Source organism: Bacteroidales bacterium (assembly GCA_035299085.1).
GTDB lineage: Bacteria > Bacteroidota > Bacteroidia > Bacteroidales > UBA10428 > UBA5072.
In genome coordinates this window covers 57,010-79,705 of record DATGXG010000031.1, presented here as the reverse complement: position 1 = coordinate 79,705, position 22,696 = coordinate 57,010, and the positions used below count along the sequence as shown (strand labels likewise).

At 43.7% G+C, this 22,696-nt stretch carries 18 protein-coding genes and 1 tRNA gene; 12 read left to right on the top strand and 7 right to left on the bottom strand.

Annotated features, from left to right (window positions below; all coding sequences use genetic code 11):
- The first annotated feature begins 18 nt into the window (after nucleotides 1–18).
- A complete protein-coding gene (locus VK179_10205; GenBank protein HLO59104.1) occupies nucleotides 19–960 on the top strand; it encodes a CPBP family intramembrane glutamic endopeptidase in 942 nt (313 codons plus the stop codon).
- On the opposite strand, the gene VK179_10200 is transcribed toward VK179_10205, so the two are convergent.
- Nucleotides 949–1,662 carry a hypothetical protein gene (locus VK179_10200; GenBank protein ID HLO59103.1) on the bottom strand — a complete coding sequence of 238 codons (714 nt, stop codon included), beginning with the start codon at nucleotides 1,660–1,662 and terminating at the stop codon, nucleotides 949–951. The genes VK179_10205 and VK179_10200 overlap by 12 nt on opposite strands.
- A 140-nt stretch (nucleotides 1,663–1,802) precedes the next feature.
- Between VK179_10200 and VK179_10195 the strand changes: the two genes are divergently transcribed.
- Nucleotides 1,803–3,179: an aminopeptidase P family protein gene (locus tag VK179_10195; protein HLO59102.1), complete on the top strand. Its 1,377-nt coding sequence runs from the start codon at nucleotides 1,803–1,805 to the stop codon at nucleotides 3,177–3,179.
- Here VK179_10195 and VK179_10190 read toward each other — a convergent pair whose 3' ends face one another.
- A complete protein-coding gene (locus tag VK179_10190) occupies nucleotides 3,180–4,469 on the bottom strand; it encodes an aminopeptidase P N-terminal domain-containing protein (GenBank protein HLO59101.1) in 1,290 nt (429 codons plus the stop codon).
- A 126-nt stretch (nucleotides 4,470–4,595) separates the two neighbouring features.
- On the opposite strand from VK179_10190, the gene VK179_10185 reads away from it, so the two are divergent.
- From VK179_10185 to VK179_10175, 3 genes are read left to right on the top strand one after another with little or no spacing between them, the layout of a single operon-like run.
- On the top strand, nucleotides 4,596–5,267 hold the full coding sequence (locus tag VK179_10185; GenBank protein ID HLO59100.1) for a succinate dehydrogenase cytochrome b subunit: 672 nt from the start codon (nucleotides 4,596–4,598) through the stop codon (nucleotides 5,265–5,267).
- A gap of 18 nt (nucleotides 5,268–5,285) precedes the next feature.
- A complete protein-coding gene (locus tag VK179_10180; GenBank protein HLO59099.1) occupies nucleotides 5,286–7,226 on the top strand; it encodes a fumarate reductase/succinate dehydrogenase flavoprotein subunit in 1,941 nt (646 codons plus the stop codon).
- Nucleotides 7,227–7,231: 5 nt separating this feature from the next.
- Nucleotides 7,232–7,972, top strand: a complete 741-nt coding sequence (locus VK179_10175) for a succinate dehydrogenase/fumarate reductase iron-sulfur subunit (GenBank protein ID HLO59098.1) — start codon at nucleotides 7,232–7,234, stop codon at nucleotides 7,970–7,972.
- Here the strand turns inward: VK179_10175 and VK179_10170 are convergent.
- Together VK179_10170 and VK179_10165 are read right to left on the bottom strand one after the other, a co-directional pair.
- Complete coding sequence (locus VK179_10170) at nucleotides 7,969–8,514, bottom strand: SiaB family protein kinase (GenBank protein HLO59097.1); 546 nt, start codon at nucleotides 8,512–8,514, stop codon at nucleotides 7,969–7,971. The two genes, VK179_10175 and VK179_10170, sit on opposite strands and share 4 nt — an antisense overlap.
- Nucleotides 8,515–8,562: 48 nt before the next feature.
- Entirely contained in the window at nucleotides 8,563–10,308 is a 1,746-nt protein-coding gene (locus tag VK179_10165; protein ID HLO59096.1) for a lamin tail domain-containing protein, read from the bottom strand.
- 251 nt (nucleotides 10,309–10,559) lie between these two features.
- On the opposite strand from VK179_10165, the gene VK179_10160 reads away from it, so the two are divergent.
- Complete coding sequence (locus VK179_10160) at nucleotides 10,560–11,549, top strand: aspartate-semialdehyde dehydrogenase (protein HLO59095.1); 990 nt, start codon at nucleotides 10,560–10,562, stop codon at nucleotides 11,547–11,549.
- Here the strand turns inward: VK179_10160 and hflX are convergent.
- Nucleotides 11,546–12,736, bottom strand: coding sequence for a GTPase HflX (gene hflX, locus VK179_10155; GenBank protein HLO59094.1), 1,191 nt, complete (start codon nucleotides 12,734–12,736; stop codon nucleotides 11,546–11,548). The genes VK179_10160 and hflX overlap by 4 nt on opposite strands.
- Before the next feature lie 44 nt (nucleotides 12,737–12,780).
- Nucleotides 12,781–13,953: a hypothetical protein gene (locus VK179_10150; protein HLO59093.1), complete on the bottom strand. Its 1,173-nt coding sequence runs from the start codon at nucleotides 13,951–13,953 to the stop codon at nucleotides 12,781–12,783.
- 160 nt (nucleotides 13,954–14,113) lie between these two features.
- On the opposite strand from VK179_10150, the gene VK179_10145 reads away from it, so the two are divergent.
- Nucleotides 14,114–14,187 (top strand) — tRNA-Ala (locus VK179_10145).
- Here the strand turns inward: VK179_10145 and VK179_10140 are convergent.
- Nucleotides 14,188–15,894: a tetratricopeptide repeat protein gene (locus VK179_10140; GenBank protein ID HLO59092.1), complete on the bottom strand. Its 1,707-nt coding sequence runs from the start codon at nucleotides 15,892–15,894 to the stop codon at nucleotides 14,188–14,190.
- Between the two features lie 116 nt (nucleotides 15,895–16,010).
- Here VK179_10140 and VK179_10135 point away from each other — a divergent pair, with 116 nt between their 5' ends.
- The 5 genes from VK179_10135 to trxA (VK179_10115) all read left to right on the top strand — a co-directional run bounded on the left by VK179_10135 (nucleotide 16,011) and on the right by trxA (VK179_10115) (nucleotide 22,694).
- Nucleotides 16,011–16,673: an ATP-binding protein gene (locus VK179_10135; protein ID HLO59091.1), complete on the top strand. Its 663-nt coding sequence runs from the start codon at nucleotides 16,011–16,013 to the stop codon at nucleotides 16,671–16,673.
- A gap of 46 nt (nucleotides 16,674–16,719) precedes the next feature.
- Nucleotides 16,720–17,250 carry a thioredoxin gene (gene trxA / locus VK179_10130; GenBank protein ID HLO59090.1) on the top strand — a complete coding sequence of 177 codons (531 nt, stop codon included), beginning with the start codon at nucleotides 16,720–16,722 and terminating at the stop codon, nucleotides 17,248–17,250.
- 13 nt (nucleotides 17,251–17,263) lie between these two features.
- A complete protein-coding gene (locus VK179_10125) occupies nucleotides 17,264–18,004 on the top strand; it encodes a TerC family protein (protein HLO59089.1) in 741 nt (246 codons plus the stop codon).
- 80 nt (nucleotides 18,005–18,084) lie between these two features.
- Entirely contained in the window at nucleotides 18,085–22,305 is a 4,221-nt protein-coding gene (gene dnaE / locus VK179_10120; GenBank protein HLO59088.1) for a DNA polymerase III subunit alpha, read from the top strand.
- Between the two features lie 71 nt (nucleotides 22,306–22,376).
- Nucleotides 22,377–22,694: a thioredoxin gene (gene trxA / locus VK179_10115; protein ID HLO59087.1), complete on the top strand. Its 318-nt coding sequence runs from the start codon at nucleotides 22,377–22,379 to the stop codon at nucleotides 22,692–22,694.
- The last annotated feature ends 2 nt before the right edge of the window (nucleotides 22,695–22,696 follow it).

Sequence of the window (22,696 nt, the reverse complement as noted above, 5' to 3'; positions counted from 1 at the left end):
ACAGGCAAAGTTCAAATGATGAATTCATCTGTACAGCAGTTTAAAATCAATTTCATTAACATGTCGCCACCGGCAAAGATCATATTGCTGGTGTTCCTTGTGTTGGTTTGTGCCCTTTTTGGCTCTCTGCTTGCCCTGGTTATTGCCGTGCCGTTATTCCACACCAGTTTCATGAACCTGGCGGGAATAATCAGTAATCCTCAGCAAAGCACAATAGGAGTAATGAAATACTTCCAGATTTTCCAGTCAGTTTTCCTGTTTGTAGTTCCCGCTATCATTGCAGGCTGGCTTTTTGATATCCGTGCCTTCAATTATATTAGGGCAAACCGGAAAGCTTCAGTTGTCACGTTACTCCTTGTGTTCGTAACGGTTTCCGTCGCCATTCCTTTTCTGAACAGGATCGCCGCGTTGAATATGCAGATGGATCTGCCGGAGAGCATGGATTGGGCAGAAAAGTTTATGAAATCGATGGAAGAGAAGGCATCCGAACTGACTGAACTTTTTCTTATAAGCAACAGTACTATGGTGCTGGCCGTGAATTTTCTTATGATTGCCATTATTCCGGCAATCGGAGAGGAATTTCTTTTCAGGGGGGTAATTCAGCGGCTATTGAGTGAATGGACACGCAATGCACACTGGGGTGTATTTCTCACTGCTTTCCTGTTCAGCTTTATTCATTTCCAGTTTTACGGTTTTGTACCGCGTTTTTTACTTGGGATGTTTTTCGGATACCTTCTTGTATGGAGCGGTTCTATATGGGTGCCTGTAATGGGACATCTTGTAAATAACGGGCTGGCCGTGTTGTACTATCACTTTTCAACTGAACCCATGGGAGAAACCATGATGGATAAAGCAGGAACGGACAACAACCTCTTATTCTACCTGAGTGCTTTAATTACGTTTGCCTGTATCGGTATGATTTACCTTCGTGAGAAAGGGCAGTCGCCATCAGACAGCTGATCCCTGCTTTTCTGCCTGTTCACTTTTCCTGAAGAAATAGACCACACCATAGATTTTAGCACTGTTTCTTTTGGCGTCATCCGGCAGATCTTTATAATGTTCCTCTACTTCGTTCCAGACAGCTGCAATAATTGAATCGATCATTTTACGCTGTTCGACAAGTTTTTCCTGGCTGCGCTGCAGATTTTTCTGAAGGATCTTCTGGTGTCGGTGAGCTTCAAGAAAATCTTCGTAGCGAACTTTTACAACCGCCATTGTCGGGTTGGTTACCTGAGTCAGACCTTTCGAGATCCGTTGGGTTTCCCCTTCAATTATCTTTTGTCCCCATTTTATCACTTCACCTTCGCTGCCGAAAGATGGCACCCTGCTCTGATCGCGGCCGAATCCAAAATAATCCCTGTCCGACGCCGAAAGATCGCCACGTGCTATGGCCATATTGACAACCTGTATGAAATGGGAAAGGTATAGTTTTGTTTTTTTCAGAAGGCGTGCATAATCCTTGCTTTTCTGAACCTGTATGTTGAATGCCTGGCGGCTTTCCTGTACAGTTTTCTCAAATGAATGCAGCACCGAAATTACCCGTTGATAACTCGCCTGTGTAAACGCCAGTTTAAAAGGAGGCAATTCCTTTCCCTTTTCATAGGCAATCCTCAGTGCTCTCAGTCTGGCCAGATCGGTATTGGGAAGGCGGCGGTACGGCATAGAAAAAATTAAAATTAGGGTCAGAATTGTATACGAAATTTAACATTCCCGGTTGTGATGAGAATGTTTTTTATGACGTTTTTATTGGTTTTAGAAGAAAATAGGTTATAATTTTATAAGCAGACCAATATATAAAAACCATGTTTCCTGCTGAAGTATATATCCAACGTAGAAAGCGATTAAGAGAACTTGTCGGTAAAGGAGTTATTTTATTTCTTGGCAATAAAGAAGTTGCCATGAATTATGCAGACAATAATTACCCGTTCAGGCAGGACAGTTCATTCCTGTATTATTTCGGAATCGATCAGCCGGGTGTTGCGGGTATGATCGACTGTGAAACCGGGATTGAAATGCTTTACGGAAGTGACCCCACTCTTGAAGATATCATTTGGGTGGGCCGCCTTGAGCCATTGCAGGATAAAGCCCTGAAAGCCGGGGTTACCAAAGTGAAACCGCTTGAAAGGCTTGATGGGGATGTTTTCAGGGTAATAGCCCATTCAAGAGAGGTACATTATCTTCCTCCCTACCGCGAACAAAGAAGGCTACAGCTCGCCTATTATGATAATCTCAAATACGAAGAGGTCGACAGGAATGCATCACAGGCTCTGATAAAGGCTGTTGTTTCTCAGCGGTCAGTTAAAGATTCCTGGGAACTTGAGGATATGGAAAAGACAATGAGTGAGGTTACTGCTCCCGGTTATGATGAAATCAGGGGACTGATTAAGCCGGGAACTTATGAATACCAGATCCAGGGGACCTTTGAAGGTTTTGCCCTTAAGCATCATTGCCGGATGGCCTATCCCGTTATTTGCACGGTTAACGGCCAGACGTTGCATAATCACTCATACCACAATGAACTTAAAAAAGGCCAGCTGCTTTTAATGGATGCCGGCGTCGAATCACCGATGAGGTATGCAACGGACATTACAAGAACTTACCCGGTTAATGGAAAATTCACCAACCAGCAAAAAGAAATATATAAAATTGTGCTGGATGCGCAGCTGGCTGCCATTGAAGCAATCAAGCCCGGAGTACCCTATTCAGAAGTTCATCGTTCGGCCGCTCTTGTAATTGCAAAGGGACTGAAAGAACTCGGATTGATGAAAGGAAGTATTGAGGATTCCGTGCAACACGGGGCTCATGCCTTGTTTTTCCCCCACGGGCTCGGGCATATGATCGGCCTTGATGTGCATGACATGGAAGATATCGGTGAAAATTTTGTCGGTTATGATGAGGAGTTCAAACGGTCGGAACAATTTGGTACAGCATACCTCAGGATGGCCAAACGGCTTGTTGAAGGGAATGTGATTACAGTTGAGCCGGGCATTTATTTTATAGAACCCCTCATTGAAAAATGGCACAGCGAAGGGCGTTACCGTGATTTCATCGACTACAGGGAGGTTTCAAAATACATTGGTTTCAGCGCTGTCCGCATCGAAGATAATGTAGTGGTCACCAGCCAGGGCAATAAAGTGATTGGAACGCCGATAGCAAAAAATATTGAAGATATAGGCTGATCACCTGGAGGCCATCAGTTTTTCTATTTCATCAGGTTCAACCGGGATATCCTTCATCAGGTCGAGATTACCGTCGCGTGTAATCAGGATGTTGCTTTCAATCCGGATACCCGTCTTTTCTTCAGGAAGATAAATGCCGGGTTCACAGGTCAGAATCATGCCGGGTCGGAATTCTGCATCTTTACCTCCTACATCATGGACATCCAATCCAAGAAAATGGGAAGTTCCGTGCATGTAATATTTCTGGTACAAGGGTTTTTCCCGGGGTTCATTTTTTAATTCTTCGGCTGTATAAAGGCCAACTCTCACATGTTCAAGACTGAACCTTCGGCATACATCAGCATGCATATTGTTTATTGTATTTCCCGGCCTCATCAGGGAACAGGCATACCGGAATACATCAAGAACCGATTTATAGAGATCCTTCTGCCGGGCTGTGAATTTTCCGTTTACGGGTATTGTCCTTGTGCAATCTGCGGCATAGTTCGCATATTCGGCACCGAAATCCATCAGCAGCAAATCACCGTCGTTGCAGGTGCTGTTGTTGTATAGGTAATGAAGTGAACAGCCGTTGATACCCGAACCAATGATAGGCTGGTAAGCATGTCGTCCGCCTTTCCTGACAAATTCATAAGTAATCTCGGCCTCCACTTCATATTCCGTCATGCCGGGTTTCACGGTTTTAAGCACTCTTTGAAACGCATCGCGTGTGATGGCACAGGCCTCCTTAATCATGGTTATCTCAGCTTCCGATTTCATGGTTCTCAGATCGCGCATGATCGGAGCAAGTCTTTCATAATGGTGGGCGGGAAACCGGCGTTGTATGTCGTATGAAAACCTGAGGTTCCTGTTGGGCAATTCCGGAATGATCTTGTGTAATTCAGGCAGGTTAAGGTAAATGTTGTAATTGAACATCATCATGGGTGCCAGCACTGAGTCATATTCATCGGCATAGTAAACGGTTTTTATACCTGAAATCGCCCTGGCCTCTTCAACAGTGTATTTATGACCTTCCCAGGTTTCAAGTTTAGGATTGGCTCTGCGGATAATCAGAATCTCACGCATCGATTCATCAGGATAGTCGGGTGCAATCAGCAATGCCGTCTTTTCCTGGTTAATCCCCGTCAGGTAGAAGAGATCGGAGTCCTGGCGATATGGGAAATCCTGGTCGGCGGTCCGGTTCATTTCATCGTTGGCATGAAAAATCGCAAGTGACCTTGGTTTCAGAGCATGTGAAAGTCTTTCCCGGTTAACGGTGAAGAAGGCCGGAGGCATTGTGATTGTCTTCATAATTATCTTTAATGGTTCTAAAGTAGCATATTTGGTCTGTCATGTGTTGTAAAAATAACTCTAAGCAGGTAAATTTGCTGCCGTTACGATAAACAATTATGCACATCTTTTGATTTATTCATACTTATGAGCAGTATCCTTACTTCTTCCATTGGAAAAAAATTAATGATGTCGCTGGCAGGGATTTTTCTTGTAGTTTTCCTTGTAGTGCATCTTGGTATTAATCTTAGCCTGATTTTTTCAGACTCAAGGGAACCCTTTAACAAAGCGGCCCATTTTATGGGAACGAATGTACTTGTAAGGGTTATGGAACTCATACTCTTTGGAGGGTTCCTGCTGCATATGATTTATGGTGTTATCGTTCAGCTTCAAAACTGGATGGCCAGGCCAAGCAGGTACCGGAAAGAAAATTTTTCACAAACATCTTTTTTTTCCAAATTCATGATCCATACGGCTGCCATAATCACCGTTTTTCTTGTTATACACCTTTTTGACTTTTATTTAAAAGCAAAAATATTCGGTGATGTGCCTGTTGTGAATTATGATGGAGAGGAATACCATGACCTTGGTTTGCTGGTTATCGAAAAATTCAAGATCGGATGGGTTGTAATATTCTATATTGCCTGTATGATTTTTCTTGGTTTTCACCTGCTGCACGGTTTTCAGTCGGCTTTTCAGACACTGGGAATCAATCATCCTATATATTCGCCGATTATAAAGTGGACGGGCATAATTTATACCCTGGCCATCGTAGCTGGATTTGTAGCGATACCGCTGTATGTTTATTTCCGAATGTAAGACATTGATTTTTCAATTATGACAAAACTGAATCCAAGAATTCCGGAAGGCCCGCTGGCCGAAAAATGGACTAACTATAAGGCTACTCAGAAACTTGTAAATCCTGCCAATAAGCGCAAACTGGATATCATTGTTGTGGGTACCGGTCTGGCAGGGGCTTCTGCAGCTGCCAGCCTTGGTGAACTGGGCTTCAATGTAAAAGCTTTTTGTTACCAGGATAGTCCCCGCAGGGCACACAGCATTGCCGCGCAGGGCGGTATTAACGCTGCCAAGAATTATCCCAATGACGGCGACAGCGTTTACAGGTTATATTACGACACAATTAAAGGCGGTGATTACAGGGCACGTGAAGCCAATGTTTACAGGCTTGCCGAGGTAAGCGGGAACATCATTGACCAGTGCGTTGCACAGGGTGTACCTTTTGCAAGGGAATACGGCGGATTGCTTGAAAACCGTTCTTTCGGCGGAGCCCAGGTATCACGAACCTTTTATGCCCGCGGGCAAACGGGTCAGCAGCTGTTGCTTGGCGCATACAGTGCACTCATGCGACAGGTTGATGCAGGAACGGTAAAACTATTCCCTCGTAATGAAATGCTTGATGTGGTTCTGATTGATGGCAAGGCAAGAGGAATAATCACCCGCAACCTTGTAAATGGCAAAATCGAGAGGCATTTCGGACATGCTGTTGTAATAGCAACCGGAGGTTACGGAAGGGCATTTTTCCTTTCTACCAACGCCATGGGATCAAATGGCAGTGCTGTATGGCAGGTGTATAAAAAGGGCGCGTATTTTGCCAACCCGGCGTTCGTGCAGATCCATCCTACCTGTATCCCGGTTCACGGAAGTTACCAGTCGAAACTTACTTTGATGAGCGAAAGCTTGCGTAATGACGGAAGAATATGGGTCCCGAAAAAGAAAGAAGATGCTGAGGCGCTGAGGGCCGGCACCAAAAAGCCAAAAGATATCGCTGAAGACGATCGCGACTACTATCTCGAAAGAAGGTATCCTGCCTTCGGAAACCTTGTTCCGCGTGATGTGGCTTCAAGAGCTGCAAAAGAAAGATGTGATGCAGGTTTCGGTGTAGGTTCCGGGCTTGCTGTTTACCTTGATTTTAACGAATCCATTAAGCGACTTGGCAAGCATGTTATCGAGGAGCGCTACGGAAATCTTTTCCAGATGTATGAAAAGATCGTGGATGACAATCCTTATGAAACTCCGATGATGATTTACCCCGCCATTCATTATTGCATGGGCGGTATCTGGGTGGATTATGAGCTCATGACATCCATTCCGGGTTTGTTCTCAATCGGCGAATGCAATTTTTCCGATCATGGCGCCAACAGGCTTGGGGCTTCTGCATTGATGCAGGGACTGGCTGACGGGTATTTCATTTTGCCTTATACTATACAGAATTACCTGGCCGCTGAAATCCTTACTCCCAGGATGCCTGTTACCAATCCGGCGTTTGAGGAGGCTGAGTACAACATTCAAGAGAGACTGAATAAGCTCATGCAAATCAAGGGAACTCAAAGCGTGGATCATATCCATCGCAAATTCGGATTAAGATTATGGGACCTTGTGGGCATGTCAAGAACAAAGGAAGGACTTACCGAAGCCGTTAAAGAATTTGCTTTGCTTCGCCAGGAATTCTGGAATGACGCCAGGATTACAGGGGATCAGAATGAATTGAACCAGGAACTTGAGAAAGCATCCAGAGTGGCTGATTTTATTGAAATCGGTGAACTGATGGCCCGTGACGCATTACAGCGTGAAGAATCATGCGGTGGTCATTTCCGTGAGGAGTACCAGACTCCTGAAGGTGAGGCCAGCCGTAATGATGAGAACTTCATGTTTGTCGGTGCCTGGGAATACAAGGGTACCGGTAATGAGCCTGTTTTGCACAAGGAACCCCTTGTTTATGAAAATATAAAAGTACAAACCCGCAATTACAAAATATAAGCTACATGGACTTCACGTTGAAAATTTGGAGACAGGAAAACAGCACTGCAAAAGGCAGGTTTGAAACATATAAGGTTGCGGAAATATCGCCTGACTGTTCATTCCTTGAGATGCTGGATATACTTAACCAGGATCTGATCAACAAAATTGAAAAACCTGTATGTTTTGATCATGATTGCAGGGAAGGTATATGCGGTGCTTGCGGACTTTATATAAACGGCAGGCCGCACGGGCCCGATTCAGCAGTCACAACCTGCCAGTTACATATGCGCAAGTTCAAAGATAAAGATACCATTGTAATTGAACCATGGAGGGCAAAGCCATTTCCAATTATAAAGGATCTCATTGTTGACCGTTCAGCGCTTGATAAAATTATCCAGGCCGGGGGCTATATTTCAGTGAACACAGGCGGAGTTCCGGATGCCAATACGATACCGGTTCCCCGTCAGAATTACGAAACGGCCATGGATGCTGCATCATGTATAGCCTGTGGCGCATGTGTGGCAGCCTGTAAGAATGCATCCGCAATGCTATTTGTTGCGGCCAAAGTTTCACAGTTTGCCGTATTACCCCAGGGACAGGTGGAAGCCAAGGAAAGGGCGATCAGGATGGTTGCAAAAATGGATGAGCTGGGTTTTGGTAATTGCACTAATACGGGATCATGCGAAGCCGAATGCCCCAAGAGCATATCACTTTCACATATTGCACGCCTGAACAGGGAGTATTTACATGCTAAACTGACTTAATCGTCAGCCGGCATTTCCGAAGGCTCCTTGCTTGTAATGGCTGAAATGACAAAATAGTCGTTTTCAGCATCCTCTGAAAAAATTTTGAATTCAAGCTTATTCCCGCATACAATGCTGGTTTGAATAAGTCCAATCTGTGCACCGGTGTCACGTTCCAATGCCTGGGAACGGATTTCACGTTTCAGTTTCCGGAGTTGCTCACTGTCAAAGGCATTGATTTCATTGCAATATTGTATGAGGCGTGGGCCATGTTCGGGCTTTATTCTGTTGCCGGTTGTGATTTTCAGGTAATCATCGAAGTTTTGAATGGTAACCCATCCGCTGCCGCAGGATACTCCGCTTTTAACGTTGACCACTTCGGCAGAGTAATAGGAGACATTCTGGGTTAATTCCATGAAAATCCTGAAAAGCTTTTGTACTATTCTGAAGTCGATTTCAGGAAGTAGCCGGATTTGATTTCCCAGTATTGAAATCAGGTTAACTGTGAACGCCCCTTTATAAATCAAAAGGGAATTTTCCTGATTCTCTGTTGCTATATTCATTTCGAATTAGAGGTGTTAATCAGATTATGAAATTAGTCATTTTAGTGTTTATTTTCTGACAACAGAAATAACTTTCTTAAAAATTTTGCTATCCCCCTTATCGTCAATAAATTCACCATAAAGCAAGTAAAGTCCGGCCCCGGTTATTGTTCCTTTTCCGTTTTGCCCGTCCCATTCAAAGTACTCATCCGTCCCGGATAATGATCTTTTTTTAATCGGGCATACCATTTCACCTGCCAGGGTGTAAACGGCAAGGGAGCCAATGATACCGGGATGATCACTTTCAAGATGGATTGTTATCAGGTCATCAATGCCGTCATTATCGGGCGATATATAATCGGATGAACACGTCAGCTCCCATTTATTACCGGGATTTGAAAGCATCGAATTTTCATATCCCGGGGTGGCATACCCTGATAGGGTGGAAGCCGTCATCCAGTTACCCGGGTCATCGGAGGGAAGATCCGGATTAACCCGTTCAATTGAATAATCCTCGTTATCATTGATCAGGGCATGGTGAAAACGTTCACTGTACCTGAGTTCATCAATAATGTTTCCTGTTGAATCGGTTAGTACCAGCGCACCTTCTGTATCGGGGAGTCTGAAGAGATTGGTTATTTCAATCACATTGGTTAATGACGAATGCGGATGTCCGCAAAGCAACGTAGCCGCATCTTTTGTAAAGACGGCATAAGAAGCAGGCATCAGAAGAAAGGGATTTCCATTCAGCGATATGGTTTTTTCAGGATTTCCCGTTAGGTAATCGGAAAGTGATATTTTAAGACTTTTGAGGTCAATGGTTTTTTCCGAGCGGTTATAGATTTCAATGAATTCAGTGCCATCTTCAGGGACATCAAATAATATTTCATTGAATACCACATCACTCATGCCGGGTACAGAAGGAATTCCAAAACTTGTGTATCCCGGTTTCTCCGAAATATTACCGGCACAATCCGTTAATCCGCCTGCGACGGTTATGCTATACGTAACTCCGGGTGAAAAGGAATTAGTATAGGACAGGCAGATCATTTTGTTATCAGGAGGGATCAATCTTACTTCAACAGGATCAAAAAAACCGTTATTAACTGAAAACAGGCCCGGTTCAGAATTATTACATGGAAATAAAGCTTCATTGAAATACAGCAATAGCGAAGTATCGGACGGAAGGGTACAACGTACGAGGTATGGCGGTTTTGTATCGGGATTACTTCTCATAACCGAATTTACTTTACCCGGGGTTCCGCCGCGGGTATCCGTTGAAGAAGTCCAGTTTTCTCCGTTACCGCAGAAATTCTGAGGATCCATTATTTCAAGAGAATAGCCTCCCTGTTCTGTGCCCGGTTTATACCATTTTGGTGAAAAGGTTATGCTATGAATCACTGTTCCGGCAGGAGATATAAGAGAAACAGCCTGACCGGTATTAAGAATGGCCGGAAAATTTGAAACAGCAATTACAGGGCCATATTTGATAAAAAACGGGACTGTTTCCCTGTCACAAATGACGGCATATGAACCCGGTGATAGCAGAGAATCAGGAAGGATACACTGATGAGTTCCTATGACCAGGTTTATTCCTTTCAGGTTCACAGGCACGGAGCTTCGGTTAAGGATTTCGACGTACTCGGCATCCGGGAGTTTCTGAGCAGGGGAAGGGTCCGCCATAATTTCAGTAACAATTATTGAAAAAGGCGGTAAAACCGGATCACAACCTCCCCGAACCTGGCCGGTAGTATATAAATTTAAGAAACAGGAACAGATTACTAAAAAAACGTACCTTACATTTTCAAAAATCATTTTTTTTACCAATTTTGCAGGTAACAATGGAGTAATTTATTCCATTGGGATTTAAATAAAGAGAATTTTTCTAACGATGTACAGCACAGATTTTAAAGATACAAAAAAAGACGCTAAGTATTACACAATGAAAAAGTAATACAAGGCAGGTCTTTTGAATATCTTTAAAAGCTCTGCGGTAATAAAACTTCGGGATGAAAAGTTCTTTTTCATTTTAATAGGGTAATCAATAACCACAAATATATAATACAATGAAAGTTGCTGTAGTCGGCGCCACCGGGTTGGTTGGCACACAAATGATGAAGGTTTTGCAGGAAAGGTCCTTTCCCGTTACTGAGTTTATACCTGTTGCTTCCGAAAAATCTGTTGGTAAAGAAGTAACCTTTAAAGGCAAGCAATATAAGGTGGTTGGCATGCAAACTGCAGTGGATATGAAACCCGACATTGCTATTTTTTCAGCAGGAGGCAGCACTTCAAAAGAATGGGCTCCGAGATTTGCAGAAGCGGGTACGAAGGTTGTCGACAATTCATCGGCATGGAGAATGGATCCTTCAATTAAGCTCGTGGTTCCGGAAGTAAACGCTCATGTTCTTACAAAGGAAGATATGATTATAGCCAATCCGAACTGTTCAACCATACAAATGGTGGTGGCACTGGTTGGTCTTCATAAAGCATATAAAGTTAAAAGGATTGTGGTTTCAACCTACCAGTCGGTTACAGGAACCGGTAAAAAAGCAGTCGACCAGTTAATGAACGAAAGAAAAGGGATTGATGGTCCCATGGCTTATCCGCACAAAATTGACATGAATGCGCTGCCTCATATCGATGTGTTTCTTGACAATGGCTATACAAAGGAAGAAATGAAAATGGTGAATGAAACCAAAAAGATAATGGGCGATGACTCCATCAGGGTTACGGCAACCACTGTGCGTATTCCGGTGATCGGAGGCCATTCGGAGGCTGTAAACGTTGAGTTTGAAAAAGAATTTGATTTGGATACCGTACGTGAGATTCTTGGCGAAACCCCGGGCGTTATTGTGATGGATGATCCCAAAAACAATGTTTACCCCATGCCCATTGTTTCACATAACCGTGATGAGGTATTTGTCGGCCGTCTTCGCAGGGATGAAACCCAGCCGAAAACGCTAAATATGTGGGTTGTATCGGATAACCTGCGAAAAGGTGCTGCCACCAACGCTGTTCAGATTGGTGAATATATGGTGGAAAAGAAACTCATTTAATACAGAAAATCATCATATGGGTACCGGGTGATGTGAATTGCCCGTACCTTTTCATATAGCTTTTGTTTCAGTTCCTCAATATTATCCTTTTTTAAAGCAGATATAAACAGGGAAGGGGAGTTGGTTTTCACGATCCAGCTGTTTTTTACTTCTTCTAGAGTCAGATTTTCCTTTTGTTTTGGTGTTAGGTCATCTTCGTCTTTTGGGATGAAGGCATAGGCATCGGTTTTATTAAATACCACCAATACCGGCTTATCTGCAGCACCGATTTCCTGTAATGTCTGGTTAACAACGGCAATCTGGTCTTCAAAGCCGGGATGTGAAATATCCACCACATGAAGCAAAAGGTCCGCTTCGCGAACTTCATCAAGTGTGGATTTGAACGATTCTACCAGGTGATGTGGCAGTTTACGGATAAATCCCACAGTGTCTGAAAGAAGGAATGGCAGATTTCCGATAACCACCTTACGCACGGTCGCATCAAGTGTAGCAAACAGTTTATTCTCGGCAAACATGTCCGATTTGCTTAGCAGGTTCATCAGGGTGCTCTTTCCTACATTGGTATAACCAACAAGTGCAACCCTTACCATCTTTCCGCGGTGTTTCCGCTGGGTTATCATCTGCTTGTCAATCTGCTTCAGCTGTTCTTTAAGCAATGAAATTTTTGTGCGGATAATTCGCCTGTCGGTTTCAATTTCTGTTTCACCGGGCCCCCTTAAGCCAATACCTCCGCGCTGGCGTTCAAGGTGTGTCCACAAACCGGTAAGGCGGGGCAAAAGGTATTCATATTGAGCCAGCTCAACCTGGGTTTTGGCATAAGCTGTCTTGGCGCGTTTTGCAAATATGTCGAGTATGAGGATAGTCCGGTCCAGGGTCCGTATTTCAAGTTCCTTTTCAATATTTCTGACCTGGCTGCCTGAAAGTTCATCATCGAATACGATGATATCGGCATGATTTTCAAGAATAAATTCCTTTATTTCCCTGAGTTTGCCGCTTCCTATATAAGTGCTCGGATTCGGCGCATTGAGCCGCTGGACAAATGATTTAAGAGGAACGGCCCCGGCTGTTTCAACCAGGAAGGCCAGTTCCTCTAAATATTCTTTTACCTGCTGAAGTGATTGATCTTCGTTTGAAACACCGACTAATACAGCTTTTTCGGGTTCCGTATAGTTTAAATTTACTCCCATTTATCTGTTTAAGGCCACGGGAGCAAAGTTAGGCAAAAACAAGGTTAGCGCAAAGTCCCCCTGTTACTATTGATTGCCTCATGAATCGAATTCTTCAACGCCTCGGTACAATCAAGGATCATTTGGATATCTTCGGGGAACGGAACGGGTTTAACCTGGACCATCTTTTTGGTTTCCTCGGATAAGGCTTCCACATCGCCAATTGCCCTGGCTGATGAATAATCAAAATGAGTATTGGCTGCAACAGGCTGCTTTTTGATAAGGGCCTGAGGATTGGCACTGAGGAATTCAATTTCACCCACAATATTGCAATCCTTCTGCTGCCTGGTTTCAATTACAGTGCACTGCACATCTTTGTATTTCTTTACCTTGATATCATTGCCTGCGGTGTCCTTCATCACATTACCCTTTGCATCAAGAACGTATTCGAAGCCGTTTTCGATCCTTTTCTTTTCAATGAAATCCCTGTCTTTGCTTAAATCGGGACTTACTGTAATCGACTGAAGGATGATATCCACATAATAGTCATAACGCATGTTGTCGTCCATCTTACGGGTATAATACTCAACCCATTCACTGTTCATTTCATTGGCATTAACGGCAACAAGCCCATCTGTAAATTCCTGCGGAAGGTTGATAAGCGTTTTGTTCACCACGCCAATCAGTACACGGCTCATGCCCTGGTACCTGCATTGTTCAATCAAACGGTCCAGATCACTGATCGATCCGCCCGAATAACCTTTGGCGCGCTGCAACTCATAGAATGCCTGCCTGTAGGATTCCTTATCCTTGTTTTCCATGAGTTTCCGGCCATGGGCATTGTAATAATCGGCAGCCTTACGTTTGGCGGCAACTATTTCGGCATCATAATCAACGATGGGATAATTGATCGTCTCATTACCGATATGAAGTGGAAGAACCCGTTTCACCGAAGCCTGCCTGTTTTTGAGGTTACTGTATAAATTGAGCATCTCATCCCAGGTATCAGGATTGTTTTCCGTTTTCAGGTATTTAATTCTGTCAAGGTCCCGTTCGTTGGCCAGCTTGTAAGCTTTGTCAAGCATGTCCGCATCATCTGTACTGTTGGGTTTCTTGATCAGGTTTTTCACTGATTTTTCAACTATGGCATCGTAATTACCTTGCACCATAAGCTTTTTAGGCGATGTGCAGCTGCTTATTATAAGCAGGGAAAGGAGGATCCCTGAGATTCTTTTCATGACATTTGGTTTAGAAAGTAAAAATTAATTATGTTTTTGCACAAATTGTTTTATTTTGATACTTTTGCCCCCACGTTTTTGATTTCAAGATTTGATGATTTATTGATTTGTCGATTTAGGAATCAATATATCAAAAAATCAGCCAATCATTCAATATTATGGGGAATTAGCTCAGTTGGCTAGAGCGATTGCATGGCATGCAATAGGTCAGGGGTTCGACTCCCCTATTCTCCACTACTTCTTTTTACTCCTGTAATACAGGAATAATACACCAAGCAAAAGCGTTCCCACCGCCGACAGAATGATAATCAGCATTCTGTTTCTGCCTTGTTCCTTCAGATACTGACTGTTTATGTTATTGATATACATATCCGTCATCTTGTTTTCAGCTCCGGATTCGATCGCCTCTTTGCGTTTCAAAGCTTCTTCATTCAGTTTTGAAATAATCTTCTGAGTCTGGTTTAGGTTTAGATCCATCTCGTTTTCAGAAACCGGAATTTCAATACTAACTGCTGTCATTTTCATTGAACTGAGCTCCTGTTCCATTTCTGAAGCTTTATCAAAGTTCTTGGCCGCATTGTATGAAACCGAAAGAGCTTTAGTGCTTTTTGCCTTCAGTGATACAATATTCAGGCTGTCAGCAATTCTCCTGCTTTTTTCATAGCTTTTGATCGCCATATCCTGGTTCCCTGATCTCCTGTATGCATTGCCCAGGTTGAAAAGGGTCACTGCCTGGCCGTAAGAATAATCTGCTTCTTTTTTAGTAGTCAGTGATCTTTCGTAATACGAAATTGCCTCTTCATAATCATTATGAATAAACAACAGGTTTCCAAGGTTATTGAGAGCCATGGATGCTTCCTTCCGGTTCCCGTTTTCATTAAGGTTTTTCATGGATTCCTTAAAGAACTTTTCAGCCTCTTCATAATTTCCCATTTCATAATGAGCCACGCCAAGCTTATTGTAAACCGAACCAAGCGCTTCATTCATATTGAGTTTCCTGATGAGGTCAACAGCCTTTTCATAGGACATGATTGAACTTGTAAGCACTTTCTGCTTATAGTATACATCTCCGAGGTTATTCTCCACATCCTTCAGGCCGGATTGATCCTGGATGCTTTCCTTTATTTTTGCTGACTGCTGGTAGTAATCAATGGCGTTTTTGTAATCGTATGTGGTTTCGTAAACATTGGCTATCTGTGACAGAACTTTTGATGTACCTGCTTTATCACCTGCTTTTTCCTTCAATGAAAGTGATTTTTCGAAGGAACTGATTGAACTTTCAAAATCACCCGAATTGTAATACGAGTCGGCCAGGTCATCATAAACTGCTGACACTTCCTTTTCCTTGCCCAATCCCTGTTCTATTGCAAGCGCTTTATTGAGGTAAGTGATAACCATTTCATCATCGGAGACTTTTTTAAACGCATCTGCAATCTTGCGATATACAACTGCCCTGGCGTTCATATCGGAACCTTTTTCCGCTTTACGCAGTTCCTCGGCAAAAGAATCGAGAATCGATTTCCGCTGAGCATCCTTTTCCTGTCCTGAAACAGGTGCCACACTCTGTTCTGCCTGTTTTGCAGTTCCCGTTTTGGCTGATGCAGCCTGTTCCTGCTCCTGCTGCCTTACCTGGTCCATTTTTTTATGAAGCTCGGTAAGCTCGTTTATACCCATGGTAGCCTCAATGCTCTGCATCTTATCCCTTGGCTCATCTTCGTTCGGCTGCAGATCCGATGCTTTTTCATATTCAAGCATGGCTGCGGCATAATTTTTACTTTCGCGGTATGAATCTCCCTTTTTCATGTGTTCCTTGTAAAGAGCCGCATTGTCAGGGGTTTGCCCGTATCCGGTGTTGTAATTTGCAGATGAAAATATGAGTCCTGAAACTAAGACCAGGATCATAAAAACTCTTGTATCTCTTAATCCTAAATGCCTTTTCATCGGTTTTCTGATTTACAAATTCATACGGAAATAGTATGCGGTTAGATACATGCTATGACATAAAATTTTATTCAAATTACGTTAATTTTGTGCCCTGATAACTCTTTTTCCCCATTATGAGAGAGGAAATTAAGAAGAAAGCCGAAAAATACGTCAAAAGCCTCATTGAGAAAGGGGAAAATCAACAGCTCGATTTTAAATTTGAGATCAGTGATGCCCGGAAAATAGCGAAGACTTTTTCAGCTTTTGCGAACACCGATGGAGGCAAATTGCTGATAGGAGTTAAGGATAACGGCAAAATCAGCGGTGTGAGAAGCGAGGAAGAGGCTTATATGGCCGAATCCGCCGCACAAATTTATTGTAAGCCTGAAGTTGAATTTAACCTGAAAAGATGGGAGGTTGACGGGAAAAGTATCCTTGAAGTGGATATACCGAAAGGCAAAAGTAAACCACATTATGCCAAAGATGAAAAGGGCGACTGGATTGCATATGTGAGAGTCGGCGACCAGAATATCAAGGCAAACCGGATACTTGTAGATGTCTGGAAAAGGGAACAAAACAGGAACGGAGTATGGCTGAATTATGGCCGGGAAGAAAAGACGCTCATGGACTACCTGAGTCAGAATGAAAAAATCACACTGTCAGGATTTGTCAGGGTTGCCCGGACCAACCGTATGAGAGCGGAAAGGATACTGGTGAAAATGGTGCTTATGAAAGTTATTAAGCTTGAAGTGACTGATAAATCAGTTTATTTCCATTTAAACCCTTTGAATACTTAAGCGTTATCTTAAAACAGAGTAATTATCAGAGAATTAATTTTGAAATATGCGGATCACAGGTTATTTATCGATGCTGTTTTTGTTTATAGCCATTACAGGCTGTAACGGACAAACAGGTAAAAATTCGGGCGGCAATAAAAGTGTTTCCCCTGTCAGCCAGGTGAATGCCGGCAATGATGGGCTGCCTAGACAACTGACAAAGCAGGATTTTCTTAAAATGGTGATGAACTATGAGAAGAATACAGAAGTGTGGGTTTATGAAGGGAACAAACCATGTCTTGTTGATTTCTATGCCGACTGGTGCGGCCCTTGCAAACTGACATCTCCCATTCTTGAAGAATTATCGAAACAATACGGTGACAGGATCAATTTTTACAAGGTTGATATAGATGAGGAACAGGAATTGGCAGCTATTTTCGGAATTCAGTCCATTCCCACCTTTTTATTCTGTCCTATGGACGGTCAGCCTACCATGTCATCAGGCATAGCCAGGTCAAAAGAAGAAACGAAGCAGATGTTCATAAAACAAATTGAGGAACTTTTGTTGAAAAAGGATAATTCTTCAACCACTATTTAATAAACCATAAAACATGGAAGTATTTCTCAGGCCTGAAAGCTGGATCGCTTTACTTACACTAACTTTTCTTGAGATAGTTCTAGGGATTGACAACATCATTTTTATTTCAATTGTAACCAATAAATTGCCGGCTGCCCGCCAGAGGTTGGTCCGCAACACGGGTCTTTTGCTTGCAATGCTTTTCAGGAGCCTGTTGTTATTGACGATCAGTTTTTTCATCCGGTTGACTAATCCGTTATTTACTGTTTTCAACCTGGGAATTTCCATAAGGGATTTAATCCTGATGGCAGGAGGACTTTTCCTGATTATTAAAAGCATTTCCGAAATTCATCAGAAAATGGAAGGGGAGGATCATTCATTAAACCTGTCGGCCGCTTCATCCATTGCCGCCGTGCTGGTTCAGATTGTAATGCTCGACCTTATTTTTTCGTTTGACTCCATTCTCACTGCCATAGGCCTTACCGATGAAGTTCCACTGATGATAACAGCCATTATTATTTCTATTGGGATTATGATGATTTTTGCCGGTGCCATCGGCCGTTTCATCAATAAACACCCTACTCTGCAGGTTCTGGCCCTTTCTTTCCTGATCCTTATCGGATTTATGCTGATTATCGATGGCCTGCATTACCATGTACCAAAAGGATACATCTATTTTGCCGTATTCTTTTCACTGATTGTTGAAATGATCAATATGCGTGTGAGGAAAAATACAAATCCTGTTCAGTTGCACAAGGATCATAAGAATACGTGAGTCAGGGTGACATAAATGCAATTTTTCCCAACTTATCAACATTAACATTTTAATCGCGGCTTCTGCTGTATTTTTGTTTCATGTTCCTGATTTTTGATACAGAGACCACCGGGTTGCCATTGAATCCGAACGCCCCTGCCAGCGACCTGAAGAACTGGCCAAGGCTGGTTCAGCTTGCCTGGGAATGCCACGATAAGACGTCTTTACTGCTTTGCAACAAGTCGTTTATAGTAAAACCCGACAATTTTATAATTCCGCAGGCAGCTGAAAAAGTACATGGCATCTCTATGGAACGGGCCATGGCCGAAGGTATTGAACTTGAACAGGTACTCGCCGAATTTGAGGCCGATTTAGAGAATGCATCCTTTGTAATCGGCCATAATATATCCTTTGATCTTAAGATTCTTGAAGCTGAATACCTGCGTAAAGGAATTCCAACCCGCCTGAATAAGCTTGCATGGATCTGCACAAAAGAGTCCTCAACTGATTTCTGTGCTATACCAGGGGGCAAAGCAGGTAAATACAAATGGCCTACTCTGGCCGAATTGTCCCAAAAGCTTTTTAATGAAGGGTTTGACGAAGCGCATAACGCTGCAGCCGATGTGGCAGCCACTGCACGGTGTTTTTTTGAATTGCTCAGGCAGGAAGTGATAACGGCTAGCACGCTAAAAATTGAACCTGCCCTTCTTGATGAGTTTAAAGCTTTAAACAAGGCTCCCATAAAGCCTTTTGCCGTTTCATTCAAATCGAATTTCACACTTCCCCAGATTGTTGAGGAAGCCAAAGAGGTAGCTGAAGTTCCTCTTCCGGGTTGTGATGCACCGTTTACGCACCTTCATGTTCACACCCAATACTCCATTCTAGACGGGGCTGCAGTTATCAAAAGCCTCATCACCAAAGCTAAAAAGGATGGAATGGAAGCTCTCGCCATTACCGACCACGGCAACATGTTCGGCGCCAAGGAATTTCATAACGAGGCCAAGAAACAGGGAATTAAGCCGTTGTTGGGCTGTGAAACATATGTGGCCCGGAGATCGCGTCATGAGAAATCAGATAAGTCCGACGGAGGTGGTTTTCACCTGGTGTTGCTGGCCAAGAACAAACAGGGGTATAAAAACCTGATAAAACTGGTATCCTACGGGTGGACTGAAGGATTCTACTACAGGCCCCGCATCGACAAAGAGCTGCTGCGAAAATATCATGAAGGACTTATTGCATCCTCAGCCTGCCTTCATGGCGAAATACCCTGGTTGTTAAGGCATGAGGGACTTGACGCTGCAAAAAAAGCCCTGGCCGAATACAGGGAAATTTTTGGTGACGATTTCTACCTTGAATTGCAACGTCATCCTTCGGGTGACCCGCAGATAGACCGTGAGGTGCTTGAAAACCAGGTGTTCGTTAACAGTCACCTGCTTACGATCGCCAAAGAGGCCGGCATCAAGGTGATTGCCACCAATGACGTCCATTTCATCAATGAGGAGGATGCACCGGCTCATGACCGGTTGTTATGCATCAGCACGGGTAAGGATGTGGATGATCCTAACCGGTTGCGGTATACCCGCCAGGAATGGCTGAAAACACAGGATGAGATGCGCAGGTTGTTTTCGGATATCCCCGAAGCAATCATTAACACGGGTGAAGTTGTGGCAAAAATTGAGCATTATGAGCTGAACAGCGAGCCCATTATGCCTGACTTTCCAATTCCTGAAGGATTCCAGGATGCCTACGAATACCTGCGGCATCTTACTTACGCAGGTGCCGCACAGCGTTTCGGCGAAATGAATGAAACGGTAACTGACAGGATTGATTTCGAACTCGAAACCATCAGGAACATGGGTTTCCCGGGTTACTTCCTGATTGTTTGGGATGTAATCAGGGCGGCTCGTGAAATGGGTGTTTCTGTAGGACCGGGACGAGGTTCTGCAGCCGGTTCAGTGGTAGCCTATTGTTTAAGAATCACCGATATTGACCCGATAAAATACGATCTCCTTTTTGAGCGGTTCCTGAATCCTGATCGTATCTCAATGCCTGATATTGACATTGACTTTGATGAAGACGGGCGCGACAAGGTGCTGCAATATGTGGTAAGAAAATACGGACGTGAACGGGTTGCCCATGTGATCACCTTCGGAACCATGGCGCCAAAGATGGCAATCCGCGATGTGGCAAGGGTTCAGAAACTCGAACTTTCGGAGGCCGACAGGCTGGCCAAAATGGTGCCTGAAACTCCGGGAACATCATTTAAGGAGGCATATGAAAAGGTACCTGCCCTGGCAGCAGAAAAAAAATCAGAAAACAAACTGGTTGCCAGCACACTAAAATATGCCGAGGTACTCGAGGGATCGGTTCGTCAGACCGGCGTACATGCCTGCGGTATCATTATTAGTCGTGATAACCTGGAGGAATATATACCTGTTTGCCGGAATAAAGATGCCGAACTTAATGTTACCCAGTATGAGGGTTCGCATATCGAATCGGTGGGCATGCTTAAAATGGACTTCCTGGGTCTGAAAACCTTGTCTATCATAAAAGACACGCTCGAGAACATAAAGAAATCACGGAATAAAGACGTTGATATAGACCACCTCCCGCTTGACGATGCGCAGACCTATGAATTGTACAGCCGGGGTGAAACCACGGGACTGTTCCAGTTTGAGTCGGAAGGTATGAAAAAGTACCTTAAGGCATTGCGGCCAAACCGGTTTGAAGACCTGATCGCCATGAATGCCCTTTACCGACCGGGCCCCATGGAGTATATTCCGAGTTACATTAACCGTAAACATGGCAAGGAAGAGATCATTTATGACATTCCTGAAATGGAAGCCTATCTTAAGGATAGTTACGGAATTACGGTTTACCAGGAGCAGGTAATGCTTCTTTCGCAGTTACTGGCAGGTTTTTCCAAGGGTCAGGCCGACTCACTCAGGAAAGCCATGGGAAAGAAGATCGTTTCGATGATGAACGATCTGAGGTTGAAATTTGAGGACGGGTGTGTAAAGAAAGGACATGATCCGAAGATTGTTGCCAAGATTTGGAAGGACTGGGAGTCGTTTGCCCATTATGCTTTCAACAAATCACACTCAACCTGTTATGCATATATTTCTTACCAGACGGCATACCTGAAGGCCCATTATCCTGCTGAGTTTATGGCGGCTGTGCTTAGCCGGAACCTCAATGACCTGAAGAAAATCGGTTTTTTCATGGATGAATGCCGCCGTATGGGTATGAAGGTGCTTGTACCTGATATCAATGAAAGCTATGCCCGCTTCACAGTGAACACGCAGGGCCATATCCGGTTCGGACTGGCAGCCATCAAGGGTGTAGGTGAATCGGCAGTGGAACATCTGATTGAGGTAAGAGAAAAAGGAGGTCCCTTTAAGGATATTTTTGACCTGATTGAAAGAGTAAACCTGACGACGGTTAACAAGCGATGCTTTGAAGCGCTTGCCATGGCTGGAGGGTTCGACAGTTTTGCCGATATCCAGCGAAACCAGTATGTGGAACAGGATGCAACCGGAACTACATTTATCGAACAGCTTATACGGTACGGAAATAAAGCCCAGGTAAACACCGACCAGGCGCCCACACTGTTCGGCAGCATCAGCAATATAGAAGTCATTAAGCCCCGGCCTGCAAGAGTCACGGAATGGCCACCGCTGGTAAAGCTCAATAAAGAGAAAGAAGTTATTGGTATTTATCTTTCCTCTCACCCTCTTGACAATTTCAAGCTGGAGATGAGCCAGTTCTGTACTCATTCCCTTGCTGATCTAAGAGATCTTGATTCGTTACGGGGCAAGGATGTTACCGTTGCAGGAATGGTAACGACTGTACGGCATGCCACCACCAAAACGGGTAAGCCATACGGATCCTTCACAATCGAAGATTATTCCGATACATCCTCAATCACCCTTTTCAGCAAGGATTACGAGAATTTCAGGAAGTTTCTTTATGAGGGGTATTCTCTGCTCATTAAAGGAACGGTTTCTGAAAACACCTGGAAGAGCAACCCTGAACTTGAATTCAGGATTAAGACCATTTATATGCTGAGCTCGGCACGTGATGAGCTTGTAAAAACAATACAGATCAGGCTTCCTGTTGATATTATTTCAGAAGGCCTGGTTGATGACCTGACGAAGCATACACTGAAACATACGGGAAGTACCAATCTTAAAATCCTTGTGTATGATCCGGCCGAAAACATAAGCGTTGACCTGTTCAGTCGGTCACACCGCATCTCGCTGGATGATGAGCTGATAAGCTATCTTGAAGGCAATCATGAAATTGAATTCAAACTATTTTAAGACATTTTTAAACGCAGTTTTGTAACTTTGCGGATCAAATAAAACAATTAATAATATAAACTCATATAAATATGGTTATTACACTTACTGATGCGAATTTCGACGAAATGGTTCTCAAAGCTGACAAACCGGTATTGGTCGATTTCTGGGCTGAATGGTGCGGACCCTGCCGGGTTATCGGACCTTTTGTAAAGGAGATCTCAGAGGACTATAGTGAGAAAGTCATTGTAGGCAAAGTGGATGTGGATTCAAATCCCGGTATATCCAGCAAATATGGCATCAGGAATATTCCAACCGTATTATTTTTTAAAAATGGCGCTGTGGCTGATAAGCAGGTTGGCGCAGTTCCGAAGGGCAATCTTGTAAATAAAGTAGAGGCTCTGTTGTAGCC